We start from the raw sequence: 13880 nt of genomic DNA on the forward strand, positions 1-13880 counted from the left end.
GAGTGAGGTCGGGGAGAGACGTGCCGAGCAACGCTGGAACCACCCGTCTGGTCATCGTCGAGTCACCGGCGAAGGCCAAGACGATCTCGGGCTACCTCGGCCCGGGGTACGTCGTGGAGGCCAGCTTCGGTCACGTCCGCGACCTGCCGCGCAACGCCGCCGACGTGCCGGCCAAGTACAAGAAGGAGCCCTGGGCGCGCCTCGGGGTGGACGTGGACAACGGCTTCCACGCGCTCTACGTCGTCTCCGCCGACCGCAGGCAGCAGATCAGCAAGCTGGTGAAGCTGGCCAAGGAGGTCGACGAGATCTTCCTGGCGACGGATGAGGACCGCGAGGGCGAGGCGATCGCCTGGCACCTGGTCGAGACGCTCAAGCCCAAGGTCCCGGTCAAGCGGATGGTCTTCCACGAGATCACCAAGCCGGCGATCCAGGCGGCCGTCGCCAACCCCCGGGAAATCGACCGCGACCTGGTCGACGCCCAGGAGGCCCGGCGGATCCTCGACCGGCTCTACGGCTACGAGGTCTCCCCGGTGCTGTGGAAGAAGGTCATGCCGAGGCTCTCGGCCGGCCGGGTGCAGTCCGTGGCGACCCGCATCGTGGTCGAGCGGGAGCGGCAGCGGATGGCCTTCCGCACCGCCGAGTACTGGGACATCCTCGCCACCCTCGCCGTGACCAACGCCGGCGAGGGCCCGCGCACGTTCAACGCCACCCTCATCGCGTTGAACGGCGACCGGATCGCCACCGGCAAGGACTTCGAGCCGACCACGGGTCGCGTTCGGGCCGGCGCTGGGGTCGTCCACCTCGACGAGAGCGGAGCCAGAGGGCTCGCGGCCCGGCTCGACGGGCGGCCGTTCACGGTCACCCGGGTCGAGGAGAAGCCGTACCGTCGCCGCCCGTACGCACCGTTCATCACCTCCACGCTCCAGCAGGAGGCGGCCCGCAAGCTGCGCCTGTCCTCGCAGCAGACGATGCGCACGGCGCAGCGCCTGTACGAGAACGGCTACATCACCTATATGCGTACCGACTCGGTGAACCTGTCGGAGACCGCCATCTCGGCGGCCCGCCGGCAGATCGTCGAGCTGTACGGCGAGCGCAGTGTGCCGCCGGAGCCGCGCCGCTACACCGGCAAGGTGAAGAACGCGCAGGAGGCACACGAGGCGATCCGCCCGGCGGGGGACAATTTCCGCACCCCGGGCGAGGTGGCCAAGGAGCTGTCCGGCGAGGAGTTCAAGCTCTACGAGCTGATCTGGCGCCGGACCATCGCCTCGCAGATGACCGACGCGGTCGGCTCCAGCGTCTCGGTGCGCATCCGCGCCGTCTCCGCCGCCCAGGAGGAAGCCGACTTCGGCGCGACCGGCAAGACCATCACGGACCCGGGCTTCCTGCGCGCGTACGTCGAGTCCAGTGACGACGAGAACGCCGAGGCCGAGGACGCCGAGCGCCGGCTGCCCACCCTGGTCAAGGACCAGCCGCTGACCGCCGACCAACTGGCTGCGCAGGGCCACCACACCCAGCCGCCGTCGCGCTACACCGAAGCGTCGCTGGTCAAGGCCCTGGAAGAGCTGGGCATCGGCCGCCCGTCCACCTACGCGTCGATCATGCAGACGATCCAGGACCGGGGGTACGTCACCAAGCGCGGCCAGGCGATGATCCCGACCTTCCTGGCGTTCGCCGTGATCGGGCTGATGGAGCAGCACTACCCGCGCCTCATCGACTACGACTTCACCGCCACCATGGAGAACGAGCTGGACGAGATCGCCGGCGGTGACCACGCCGCGGTCGACTTCCTCACCGCGTTCTACTTCGGCAGCTCCAACGGTGCCGGCGACCAGGGCATCGCCCGTTCCGGCGGGCTCAAGAAGCTGGTCACCGAGAACCTCAGCGACATCGACGCCCGCAGCGTCAACTCCATCCCGCTCTTCACCGACGACGAGGGCCGCGAGGTCGTCGTACGGGTCGGCCGGTACGGGCCGTACCTGCAGCGGGAGCTGCCCGGCGGCGAGCAGCCGACCCCGGCCACCGGGGGCGAGGGCGAGGAGACCGGTGCCCAGGGCGACCGGGCGCCGATCCCGGAGGGACTGGCCCCGGACGAGCTGACCCCGGAGAAGGTGCACGAGCTGTTCCTCGGCGGCAGCGGCGAGCGCAAGCTCGGCGACGACCCCGCCACCGGTGAGCCGATCGTGCTCAAGGCCGGCCGGTTCGGCCCGTACGTGTCCAGCGGCGAGCGGAAGTCCTCGCTGCTGCGGACGCAGACACCGGACTCGCTGACCCTGGAGGAGGCACTCAAGCTGCTCAGCCTCCCCCGGCTGATCGGTGTCGCACCCGACGGCGTCGAGGTCTTCGCCAACAACGGCCGCTACGGTCCGTACGTCAAGCAGGGCGAGGAGTTCCGTTCGCTCGAGTCCGAAGACCAGATGTTCACGGTCGGCCTGGACGAGGCGCTGGCCCTGCTGGCCGCTCCGAAGGCCCGTGGACGGCGGGCTGCGGCACCGCCGCTGCGCGAGATGGGCGTCGACCCGGCGACCGAGAAGCCGTTGGTCATCAAGGACGGCCGATTCGGCCCGTACGTCACCGACGGGGAGTTCAACGCGTCGCTGCGGCGCGGGCAGACCCCGGAGGAGCTGAGCATCGCGGAAGCCTCCGAGATGCTGGCCGAGAAGCGGGCGAAGGGTCCGGCGCCGCGTAAGAAGGCGGCGGCGAAGAAGGCTCCCGCGAAGAAGGCCACGGCCACCAAGAAGACGGCCGCCGCCAGCAAGTCCACTGCGGCGAAGAAGACCACGACTGCCAAGGCCACGACGGCGGCAAAGAAGGCCCCAGCCAAGAAAGCGGCTCCCCGGAAAGCCGCAACAACCACGGACTAACCCAGCTCCTGCGAGATCTTGGAAGGAATCCGCCCCTCCAGGGGCACTTTCCTTCCAAGATCTTTCCGTTGTCCACAGGGGCAGCTTTTGGGGGCGGTTGTACGGAGACTGGCTGTCATGAGTCTCCGGACGGGGTCGTCACTGGCTGCTCTGAGCCGCCGGCTGCCGCGCGACGACGCGGATGAGCTGACCTGGCTGCTCTTCCACCAAGAGGACGTGTTGAGCCTCGACCAGGCGAGGCGGCACCTGTCACCCAAGGCTATCCGGCACCGGGTGGCCACCGGGAGGTGGAGGCAGGTCCACCGCGCGGTGTTCGTTGCCCACAACGGCCCGGTCAGCGCCGGCCAGCGCCGATGGACGGCCGTCCTCGCCGCCGGGCCGCAGGCGGTTCTCGGCGGCCTGACCGCCGCGCAGTCCGGAGGTCTCCGAGGCTTCTCGGACCGGCCGGTCCACCTCTTACTTCCCGCCTCCAGTCGACGTGGATCGCTGCCACCGGGCGTGCTGCTGCACCGGACCGCCACACTTACCGACCGGGATGTGCTGGCCGTTGGGCAACCCCGCCGGACCATGCCGTCCCGTTCGATCGTGGACGCCGCGCAGTGGGCATCCGGTGATCAGGAGGCGCGGGCGATCGTGGCCGCCGCATTTCAACAACGGCTCGTGGCTGCCGACGACCTGCATCAGATCGTCAACCGGCTGCCTCGGGTCCGCCGCCGCCAACTGATCCTGGCCACAGCAACGGACGCGGCGGGTGGGTCGCACTCGCTGCCCGAGCTGGCCTTCCTGGGTCTGATCCGTCGCGCAGTGCTACCCGAACCGACGCGGCAGAAGATCCGCTACGACTCGACCGGGCGACGTCGCTACCTGGACGCCTACTTCGAGGAGTGGGGAGTGCATGTCGAGATCGACGGCGGGCAGCACGTCGATCCGCGCGCCTGGTGGGCGGACATGAGCCGGCAGAACGGCCTGTGGGTGGCCGGCGATCGGCTGCTGCGCTTCCCGGCCTGGGCCGTGCGCGCCCACTCGAACGAGGTCCTCACCCAACTCGGCGGAGCCCTCAAAGCCGCTGGCTGGCAAGGCCAACCAAATCCGTAGATCTTGGAAGGAAAGTGCCCCTCGAAGGGCCGTTTCCTTCCAAGATCTACGGATGGGTGCCGGCGGGCTGCCGTCAGGCGCCGAGGACGTGGGTTAGGTGGGGGTTGGTGAAGACGCGGTTGGGGTCCAGGCGGTCGCGGATGGCCTGGAAGTCCGCGAAGCGGGGGTACGCGCCGGCCAGAGACGCGGCGTCGCGGTAGTGCAGCTTGCCCCAGTGCGGGCGGCCGCCCAGCCCGGCGGCCACCTTCTCGAAGGCCCGGAAGTACGGCTCGTACGGCATGCCGACGTACTGGTGCACGGCGATGTAGGCGTTGTCGCGGCCGTAGCCGTGCGACAGCCAGATGTCGTCGGCGGCCGTGAATCGCACCTCCACGGGGAAGAGCACCTTGAACGGCAGCCCGTCGACGATCCGTTGGAGCGCGGCGAGCGCCTCGGGCAGCGCCTCGCGGGGCAGGCCGTACTCCATCTCCACGAACCGGACCCGGCGCGGGGTGCAGAACACCCGGTCGGAGCGGCCGGTGTACTGGCGTTCGCTGAGGGCGCGGGCGGAGACCGAGCTGATCCCCGGGGCGAGCGCGGGCACGGCTCGGCCGAGTCGGCAGGCGCCGGCGAAGACGGTGTTGGACAGGAAGTCGTCGTCCAGCCAGCCGCGCCAGCGGGGCAGCGGCCGGTCGTTGGCGGGTACCCGATTGTTGGTCTTGACCTGGACCCGAGCGGTGTAGGGGAACCAGTAGAACTCGACGTGGTCGTGCCCGCCGATCAGCGTGGGTAGGTCGCCGAGCACGTCGGCCAGCTCGGCCGGGCGTTCGTGGGCGTGCAGCACGAAGGCGTCGACGCAGCGCAGGGTCACCTCGACGAGTACGCCGAGAGCGCCGAGTGACACCCGGGCGGCGGCGAAGACGTCGGGATGCTCGTCGGCGGAGCAGCGCAGCACCTCGCCCGTGCCGGTGACCAGGGTGATCGCCTCGACGAAGGTGGACAGGCACCCCCACCCCGCGCCGGTGCCGTGGGTGCCCGTGGAGATCGCCCCGGCGACGGTCTGCGCGTCGATGTCACCAAGGTTGGGCAGTGCGAGGCCGTTCCGGGCGAGCAGACCGTTGAGCGCGTGCAGGGTCATTCCGGCCGGTACGGTGACCAGCCGATGTGCGACGTCGACGCTGACCGTGCTCTCCAGCTCGGACATTTCCATCCGACGGTCGTCGGCGAGCGCGACGGCGGTGAACGAGTGGCCGCTGCCGGTCACGCGGATCCGACCACCGGCGGCTGCGGCCTCTCGGACGGCTTCTGCGACGTCGGTCGGCGAGCCGGGGCGCAGGATCGCCGTGGCGCTGCCACGCTGGTTGCCGGCCCAGTTGGACCACGGGGCGGTGAGCGGTGCTGTGCCGGCCATGCGCGCTCCTCATTCATGAATATGAACTGACTTCATATCAGGAACGTTCTACCTGGTAAATACCGCAATTGCGATCCGCTCGTTGTACCGGTAGTCACGGACTCGTGACGTGGAGATATGTTCATCCGTCGAAGGGGGGTGGCACCGAGTGTCCACACCAGCCGCCACGACCGGGCCGCTGCGCCGCGTACCGGTGCAGGGTCGAAGTGTCGCGCGGGTACAGCGCATGTTGGATGCCTGCGCCGAACTCGTCGACGAGGTGGGGTACGAGGGGTTGACCACGACCCTGCTCGCCGAGCGTGCCGAAGTAGCGATCGGGTCGGTCTACCAGTTCTTCCCGGACAAGCGGGCGATCGTGCAGGCGTTGACCCTGCGCACGATGGAGTCCTACCTCCAGCGCCTCGACGAGCGGTTCGCCTCCGACGAGATGACCCACTGGTGGGACGGCGTCGACGCGGGGATCGACGAGTACATCACGATGCACCGCACCGTCCCCGGCTTCCGCACCCTGCACTTCGGCGACGTGGTCGACCTGCACCTGCTGGATGAGCAGCGGGACAACAACGGCGTGATCGCCGACCAGTTGGCCCGGGTGCTCACCGAGCGTTTCGGCCTCACCGACGTACCGAAGCTCCGTTTTGTCCTGGAGATCGCGGTCGAGGCGGCGGACGCGCTGATCAAGCTCGCGTTCCGACGGAAGTCCGACGGCGACGAGCGGGTGCTGCTCGAGGCGAAGGCACTGATCCGGGAGTACCTGCACCGCCAGGTCGACGGCCCGGACAGCGGCCGGTCCACCGTGGGGCAGCAGGCCGAGGCGGCCCAGCCCGTCTGAGCCGGCGCGGGGCGATGGCCTCAGAGGAAGGCCTGCCCCTCACCCCGGTAGGTGGGGACGGTCGCCACGACCGCGTCCCCCTCGATCAGGTGCAGCTCGTTGACCCGTTCACACAGCTCACCCGCCTTGGCGTGCCGGAACCACACCCGGTCGCCGACGCGCAGGGTCGCCGCCGCCGCGCCGGACAGCGGGGTCTGCACCTCGCCGGCACCCTCGGTGCCGACCAGTTTCAGCCCAGCCGGCAGCCACGGCCGGGGCAGTCGGCTGTCGGCGGCCGGGCCGGAGGCGATCCAGCCGCCGCCGAGCACGGTCGCCAGCTCCGGCGTCGGCCGGCGGACCACCGCGCAGGCGAAGAACGCCGCAGGGGTGGGGCGCCAGGCACGGTACGCGTCGAACAGCGTCGGCCCGTACAGGCCCGATCCCGCGGTGACCTCGGTGACCGCGGGATCGGCGCTGGTGGCGGCCACGCTGCCGGTGCCGCCGCCGTTGACGAACTCCAGGTCGGCGTGCTCGCGTACCGCGGCCACCGCCGCGCCCCGGCGGGCCAGCAACTCGCGGTACGACCCGCGCTGGGCCAGCCTGATCGCGCCCGCCAGCAGCGTCTGCCCGGGCGGCGCGTCGCCCAGGCCGGCGATCTGCGCCTCGTACGACATGAGCCCGACCAGCCGGAAGCCGGCCCGACCGGCGACGGTGGCGGCGAGTGCGCCGGCCGCCCGTGCGCTGTGCACCGGTGAGCGGCGCACGCCGACGTGCACCCGCCCGCGCAACGGTCGCCAGGAGGCGTCCAGATCCAGGCAGAGCCGCAGCTCCGCGCGCTGTCCGGGGGCCCGGACGTCGTCGATCACGTCGAGCTGCCCGGTGCCGTCGATCATCAGGGTGATCGCGGCGGCAAGCGCCGGGTCGGCGGCAAGCTCGGCGAGCGCCGCGCGATCCACACTCGGGTACGCGACCAGCACGTCCTCGGTCACGCCGGCCCGGACCAGCCAGATCGCCTCGGGCAGGGTGAACGCCATCACACCCCGCCAGCCAGGTCGGGCGAGGGCTCGACTGATCAGCTCCCGGGCGCGGACCGACTTGCTGGCCAACCGGACCGGTTTACCGGCGGCGCGGTCGGCCAGGGCGGCCGAGTTGGCGTCGAAGGCGGTGAGGTCGACCACCGCGTACGGCGGGTCGAGGTGGGCGGTCGCCCGTTCCAGACGCTCGCGAAGTTTGTCGCTTTCGATGGCCACGTGTGCACGCTAACTGTCCGACGGTAAATGCGAAATACCCTCGCGTACGTCCGGGCTGCGGCCGGTGCCTCCAGCGGCCTAGGCTCAGCGAGCAGGAGAATGTCGCCGGTGGGGCGGCCCCCCACCGGGTCTAGAGTGTTCCACCGGAGGTGCCCAGCGATGGGCCGGCACGTGGAGGTACGGCCATCGAAAGCCAGAACAGCGGCGAGTCGCCCGGCGTGTCGCGATCAAGCGACCAGTCGGGCAAAGCCGCCAACCCGTCCAGCGGTGGCCAGGTGGATCCGTCCGGCTACGCCGCCATCCGTTCGGTGCTGCGCATCCGGCCGTTCCGGCGGCTCTGGCTCGTGCTCGGCGCGGCCTCCTTCGGTGACTGGCTCGGCCTGCTGGCCACCTCGGTCTTCGCCGCCTCCCAGGTCCAGGGCAGCACCGCCCAGGGCGCGGTCTTCGGTGGCGTCATCGCGATCCGGCTGCTTCCGGCGCTGGTGCTCGGGCCGGTCGCCGGCGTGCTCGCCGACCGGTTCGACCGCCGCTGGACGATGGTCATCTGCGACCTGCTCCGGTTCGTGCTCTTCGCCTCGATCCCGATGGTGGCGCTGGCCGGTGCCAGTGGCGCGATAGTGGTCCTGTGGGCGACCATCGCCACCTTCCTGATCGAGTCGATCACCCTGATCTGGATCCCGGCCAAGGAGGCCGCGGTCCCCAACCTGATCCCGCGCGCCCGGCTGGAGGCGGCCAACCAGCTCACGCTGATCACCACGTACGGCCTGACCCCTGTGCTCGCCGCGGCCGTCAGCGCCGGCCTGGACCGCAGCGTCCGGGGCGTGACCGGTGGCAACTTCCCGGACTGGGCCGAGCCGGCCCAGCTGGCGCTCTGGTTCAACTCCCTGTCCCGGCTGGCCACCGCCCTGGTGGTCGCATTCGGAATCAAGGAGATCAGCCAGGGGCAGACCGTCGATGGCGACCGCCACGAGCAGAGCATGCTGAGCCAGTTCAAGGAGGGCTGGCAGTTCATCGGGCAGACCCCGCTGGTGCGCGGGCTGGTCCTCGGCATCCTGGGCGCGTTCGCCGGCGGCGGCATCGTGATCGGCACCGCGAAGTTCTTCGCCAGCTCCCTGGGTGCCGGTGACGCGGCGTTCTCGCTGCTCTTCGGCGCGATCTTCGTCGGCCTGGCGCTCGGCATCGGCCTCGGCCCGATGATCGTCAAAGACATGTCCCGGCGTCGCTGGTTCGGCATGAGCATCGTGCTGGCCAGCGCGGCCGTGATGACCCTCGCCTTCGCCATCCACCTGTCCATGGCGATCGTCGGCGCGGTGCTGGTGGGCGCCGGCGCCGGCATGGCCTTCCTGGCCGGCACCACCCTGCTCGGCGGCGAGATCAAGGACGAGGTGCGCGGCCGGGTCTTCGCCGTGGTGCAGATCGGCACCCGGCTGGTGCTGATCCTGGCCATCGCGCTGAGCAGCCTGCTCGCCGGTGTCGGCGGCTCACGCAAGCTGGAGATCGCCGACCTGGGCCTGTCCATCTCGTCGACCCGGCTGCTGCTGCTCGCCGCCGGTGCCGCCGGCATCTTCGCCGGCATCAGCGCCTTCGGCCAGATGGACGACAAGAAGGGCGTCCCGGTCCTGGCCGACCTCTGGGGCTCGATCCGGGGCCGCCCACTGATGCCCTCCGAGCCGTTCGTCTCCGCCGGGCTGTTCGTGGTGTTCGAAGGCGGCGAGGGTGCCGGCAAGTCCACCCAGCTCGCCGCGCTCGCCGAGCGGCTGCGCGGCCAGGGGCGCGACGTCGTGGTGACCCGCGAGCCCGGGGCGACCGCGGTCGGTCAGCGGATCCGGTCGCTGGTGCTGGAAACCTCCGGCGACGAGGCACCTTCCCCCCGGGCCGAAGCGCTGCTCTACGCCGCCGACCGGGCGCACCACGTGGCCGCCGTCGTCCGGCCCGCGCTGGTCCGGGGCGGCGTGGTGATCAGCGACCGGTACGTCGACTCGTCCCTGGCGTACCAGGGCGCCGGCCGGACGCTGCCCGTCGACGAGGTCTCCTGGCTCTCCTCCTGGGCCACCGGTGGGCTCAAGCCCGACCTGGTGGTGCTGCTGGACGTCGAGCCGCACACCGGCCTGTCCCGGGTGGCCTCCCGCAACGCGGGCACCGACCGGCTGGAGGCCGAGTCGATCGCCTTCCACGAGCGCGTCCGGTACGCCTTCCTCGACCTCGCCGCCTCCGACCCGAAGCGTTACCTGGTCCTCGACGCCTCCCGCCCGACCGAGGAGATCACCGGGCGGGTTGTCCGGCGTGTCGAGGAGATGCTCGGCAGCCCGGGCGGCATCGTGCATCCCCGGCCGGCGCAGGGCCCGGACACCTCGGTGCAGCCCGAGTTATCCGACGCGGAGCTGGTGACGATGGAGCACAAGACCTGATGCCGGGCGTCTTCGCCGACCTGGTCGGTCAGGACGAGGCGGTGGCCGAGCTGCGCCGGGCCGCCGCCGCTGCGGCTGCCGTGCTGCGCGCGGGCGCGGCCGACCGGGCACCCGCGCTGATCGCCGCCGGCCCGGCCAGCGACGTGGCGGCCCCGTCCGCGCTCGCGGCCGGCGATGCTGCGCCCGGCGAGGCGGATCCGTCCGCCGGGATGACGCACGCCTGGATCTTCACCGGGCCGCCCGGCTCCGGCCGCTCGGTCGCCGCGCGGGCGTTCGCCGCCGCCCTGCAGTGCGTGCACGGCACCGGCTGCGGTGAGTGCCCCGGCTGCCGCACCACGATGGGTGGCACCCACGCCGACGTCCGACTGGTGGTGCCGGAAGGGCTCTCCGTCGGCGTCGGCGAGATGCGCTCGCTGGTGCTGCGCGCGGCCAGCACCCCGTCCGGCGGGCGCTGGCAGGTGGTGGTCATCGAGGACGCCGACCGGCTCACCGAGGCGGCCGGCAACGCGCTGCTCAAGGCGATCGAGGAGCCTCCACCGCGTACCGTCTTCCTGCTCTGCGCCCCGTCCACCCACCCGGACGACATCTCGGTGACCATCCGGTCGCGCTGTCGGGTCGTACCCCTGCGGCAGCCGCCGGCCGCCGCGGTGGCCGAGGTGCTGGTCCGTCGGGACGGCATCGCGCCCGAGGTGGCGCAGTGGGCCGCGGCGGCCGCGCAGGGGCACGTGGGTCGGGCCCGCCGGCTGGCCCGCGACCCGGAGGCCCGCAAGCGGCGCGAGGCGGTGCTCGCGGTGCCACGCCGACTGACCGGTGTCGGCGCGGCCTTCGACGCGGCGTCCGCACTGATCGAGGCCGCCGAGGCGGAGGCCGAGGCGGCGGTCACCGACGCCGACACGTCCGAGCGGGCGGCACTGGAGACCGCGCTCGGCGCGGGCGGCACCGGCCGTGGCGCGTCCGGCGCGATACGAGGTGCTGCCGGGCAACTCAAGGAGCTGGAGAAGCGGCAGAAGTCCCGGGCCACCCGGGCCCAGCGGGACGCGCTGGACCGAGCGCTGGTCGACCTGGCGGGCTTCTACCGGGACGCGCTCACCATGGCGCTGCGCGCGCCCGTCGCCCCGGTGCACACCGACACCGCCGCACTGGCCGGCGCTGGCGCGCAGAAGTGGGACGCTGAGGGGTCGCTGCGCCGGCTGGAGGCCGTGCTCGCCTGCCGGGCGGCGATCGAGGTGAACGTCAAGCCGCGGATCGCGGTCGAGGCGATGATGCTCGCCCTCTGGAAGGGCTGACCCGCACTCCTCGGCCGTGGTCCCGCTCGCCGGACCGGTCATCCACAGGCATCGACACGCGCAATTGCTGTGCGGTACGGTCCGGTGTGCCGTGGTGACGGTGGCAGCACGCTGAGTGAGGGATCACCCGGGAGGAGTCGGCCGATGCCGCGGGGGGAGATCGACGAAGCCTGGATCGAGGAGGCGGTGCGGCGCTACCGCCGGATCGAGTCGCTCCAGGCCGAGTTCGACCAGGCGGTGTCGACCGTCGAGGTGACCGTCCGGTCGCCGGACGGTCTGGTCGAGGTGGTGGTCACCGCCGGTGGGCGGATCACCGACGTCCGGTTCCTCGGGCCGCTGCACACCCGCAGCCCACGGGACGTGGCCGGCTCCGTGCAGGCCGCGGTCACCGCGGCGGCCGACGCCGCCGAGTGGGCTCGGGAGAAGCTGCACAACGAGACGTTCGCCGCCTACCGACCGCTCGCGGGGGCCTGAGATGGACACACTGCGCGCGCTCTCCGCCCGGCTGGACGAGGCGAGCGCCACGCTCACCGCCGTTTCGCACACCGTCACCGCCAGCGATCCGGCCCAGGCCGCGTTCGGCGCCGACGCCCCCGGTCGCCCCGGCGAGATCGGTCGCGCGCTGCACCGACAATGGACCACCGCCACCGACGATCGGGCCCGGGAGGCCCGCGCCGCCGCCGGTCGGCTGGCCGCCGCCGCCGCGGCTGTCCGGGAGGCCGCCGACCGCTATGCCGACGTCGACCGGGCAGCCCGCCGCCGGCTCGCCGGGGAGCCGTAATGGACGCGCTGGACCGGCTCGCCGAGCCCGGCCTCGACCTGCTGCGCAGGGTGGACACTCTGATCGCCGCCGGCGTCCCGGAGGGGCACCGCGTCTGGCCGCTGCTGCGCCGGATGCAGGTGCTGCCGGGCAACGCGGTGCGCGGCTTCCTCGACCTGCACCCCGCGCCGCTCGCCGGCGCCGGGCACGCGGTGCGCCGGCTGATCCGGGGGTACGACGACGTCTCCGCCGCGCTCACCGACGGCGTGCTCTGGTCCGGTCCGGCCGCCACGGCGTACGGGCAACAGCGGGCGGCACTGCTGCGCCACCTCGACGAGGGGCCGGACAGCCTGGTCGGGCGGCTGGAATCCACCGCTGGGTACGCTGACGCGCTCGCCGACTGGGTGGAGGGCAGCCGTCTCGCCCTGGCCCGGACGTTGGCCGACGTTCTCCGCTCGGCCGAGGCGGTAGCCGTGGTCTCCGCCACCGCCACAGGTGTGTCGACGCGCCCCGGGCCGGTGGGGCCCGGTGTGGCCGACGCGGCTGAGATCGCCGCGCGGGTGCTGGCGGTGCTCTGCGTCGCGTACGACGGTGCGGAGACGCTGCTGCGTCAGTGGGCGCCGAGCCTCGCCGAGGCTGCGTGGCGGCCGTTGGCGGACGGTCGACCCCGCTACGACCAGCCCACCCGGGTCGGCTGGTAGCCGGTCTGGGCGTCCGTCCCGGTCTTCGGTCGCCGTCGCCGAGCCCCGGACAGGCCGCGGCGCCGCTCGCGGGCGCCGCCGCGGCGCCGCTCGCGGGCGCCTGACCTGAGCCGGCGCCCACGGCGACGCCGTGGTCTTCCCCCTGCACCCCCGCAGGTCTGCCTCCACTCAACGCCGCCGGAACGCGTTTTGTCTCCTACCCGGGCCCGGATTCAACCGTCCGGGCGAGGAGCAACGGCACGACGGGCCGCCCGGCAATAGGTCGGATCGGCGGTCATGGATGGCAGCGGCGTGTAGTCGTCCGACGACGGCCGACGCGCCCCACTGCGGTCAACCGTCGTAGGGTGGGGGGATGGGCATGCTCTGCGCGGTCAGCTTCAACCGGTACGGGCGCCTCTACTACCTCGACCCCGGTGAGTCGCGTCCGCAGGTGGGCGACAAGGTGCTGGTGCCCACCGACGACGGGCCCGAGGTGGCGGAGTGCGTGTGGGCGGCGCAGTGGGTGACCGAGGAGACCGACGGCTTCCCCCGGTTGGTGGGGCTGGCCGGCGACGACGACCTACGCCGGGACGAGGCGCTGCGTCGGCGTAAGGCCGAGGCGAAGGTTGCCGCGAAACGGCTGATCCGCTCGCACGGCCTGCCGATGAAGGTGGTTGCCGTCGACCATGTGCTCGGCTCCGCCGAGGGTGGCGGCGAGCGCAGCACCGTGTACTTCACCGCCCCGCACCGGGTTGACTTCCGCTCCCTCGTCCGCGACCTGGGCGCGACCCTGCACTGTCGGGTCGAGTTGCGCCAGCTCTCCGCACGCGACTCGGCGCGGGTGCAGGGCGGCATCGGCTCCTGCGGTCGGGACCTGTGCTGCGCGACGTTCCTCACCGACTTCGAACCGGTGACCATCCGGATGGCGAAGGACCAGGACCTGCCGCTGAACCCGCTGCGCATCTCCGGCGCGTGCGGCCGGTTGATGTGCTGCCTGAAGTACGAGCACCCTCTCTACCAGCGCTTTCAGGAGACCGCCCCCTCGGTCGGCAGTCGGGTCTCCACGCCGGAGGGCGACGGCCGGGTTGTCGGCCACAGCGTCCCCCGCGACGCGGTGACGGTTCGGCTCGACGCGGACGGCTCCCGCTGCTCCTGCTCGCGCGCCTCCGTCTGCGCCCCCCGCCAAGCCCACGACCAGCACTACACCCCCTAACCCCGCCCCCGGCCACCCCCCACCGGCCCTGCGCCTCGTCCCGTTGATCATGAAGTTATTGCCATCTTGCCCGGCGTGTCGGGGCAATAACTTCATGATCGCGCGGGAGAGCGGTCGGGGCCGGGG

At 72.0% G+C, this 13880-nt stretch carries 11 protein-coding genes; 9 read left to right on the forward strand and 2 right to left on the reverse strand.

All coding sequences use genetic code 11. The annotated features are described in order from the left end of the window. Positions 1-20 precede the first annotated feature (20 nt). Together topA and ABZS37_RS22450 are read left to right on the forward strand one after the other, a co-directional pair. Positions 21-2861, forward strand: coding sequence for a type I DNA topoisomerase (gene topA, locus ABZS37_RS22445; RefSeq protein WP_355171775.1), 2841 nt, complete (start codon positions 21-23; stop codon positions 2859-2861). 117 nt (positions 2862-2978) lie between these two features. Beyond that, positions 2979-3956, forward strand: coding sequence for a hypothetical protein (locus tag ABZS37_RS22450; RefSeq protein ID WP_355171777.1), 978 nt, complete (start codon positions 2979-2981; stop codon positions 3954-3956). A gap of 73 nt (positions 3957-4029) precedes the next feature. Here ABZS37_RS22450 and ABZS37_RS22455 read toward each other — a convergent pair whose 3' ends face one another. Further along, positions 4030-5346, reverse strand: coding sequence for a D-arabinono-1,4-lactone oxidase (locus tag ABZS37_RS22455; protein WP_355171779.1), 1317 nt, complete (start codon positions 5344-5346; stop codon positions 4030-4032). Positions 5347-5572: 226 nt separating this feature from the next. Here ABZS37_RS22455 and ABZS37_RS22460 point away from each other — a divergent pair, with 226 nt between their 5' ends. After that, complete coding sequence (locus ABZS37_RS22460) at positions 5573-6178, forward strand: TetR family transcriptional regulator (RefSeq protein WP_355171799.1); 606 nt, start codon at positions 5573-5575, stop codon at positions 6176-6178. Positions 6179-6198: 20 nt separating this feature from the next. Here ABZS37_RS22460 and ABZS37_RS22465 read toward each other — a convergent pair whose 3' ends face one another. Beyond that, positions 6199-7407 (reverse strand): amino acid deaminase/aldolase, encoded by a 1209-nt coding sequence (locus ABZS37_RS22465; protein ID WP_355171781.1) that lies wholly within the window; start codon positions 7405-7407, stop codon positions 6199-6201. Between the two features lie 308 nt (positions 7408-7715). Here ABZS37_RS22465 and tmk point away from each other — a divergent pair, with 308 nt between their 5' ends. The 6 genes from tmk (at position 7716) to ricT (ending at position 13754) form a co-directional block, all read left to right on the forward strand. Further along, positions 7716-9815, forward strand: a complete 2100-nt coding sequence (gene tmk, locus ABZS37_RS22470) for a dTMP kinase (protein WP_355171801.1) — start codon at positions 7716-7718, stop codon at positions 9813-9815. After that, positions 9815-11101 (forward strand): DNA polymerase III subunit delta', encoded by a 1287-nt coding sequence (locus tag ABZS37_RS22475; protein ID WP_355171783.1) that lies wholly within the window; start codon positions 9815-9817, stop codon positions 11099-11101. Before tmk ends, ABZS37_RS22475 begins: the two co-directional genes overlap by 1 nt. A gap of 144 nt (positions 11102-11245) precedes the next feature. Then, a complete protein-coding gene (locus ABZS37_RS22480) occupies positions 11246-11575 on the forward strand; it encodes a YbaB/EbfC family nucleoid-associated protein (RefSeq protein WP_007454690.1) in 330 nt (109 codons plus the stop codon). Position 11576: 1 nt separating this feature from the next. Beyond that, positions 11577-11882, forward strand: coding sequence for a hypothetical protein (locus tag ABZS37_RS22485; protein ID WP_354992647.1), 306 nt, complete (start codon positions 11577-11579; stop codon positions 11880-11882). Continuing rightward, positions 11882-12562 carry a hypothetical protein gene (locus ABZS37_RS22490; RefSeq protein ID WP_355171785.1) on the forward strand — a complete coding sequence of 227 codons (681 nt, stop codon included), beginning with the start codon at positions 11882-11884 and terminating at the stop codon, positions 12560-12562. Before ABZS37_RS22485 ends, ABZS37_RS22490 begins: the two co-directional genes overlap by 1 nt. A gap of 352 nt (positions 12563-12914) precedes the next feature. Then, on the forward strand, positions 12915-13754 hold the full coding sequence (gene ricT / locus ABZS37_RS22495; protein WP_355171787.1) for a regulatory iron-sulfur-containing complex subunit RicT: 840 nt from the start codon (positions 12915-12917) through the stop codon (positions 13752-13754). Positions 13755-13880 lie beyond the last annotated feature (126 nt).

Origin of the sequence: Micromonospora sp. NPDC005413, from assembly GCF_040606435.1 — a bacterium.
In the GTDB taxonomy this organism is placed as follows: Bacteria; Actinomycetota; Actinomycetes; order Mycobacteriales; family Micromonosporaceae; genus Micromonospora.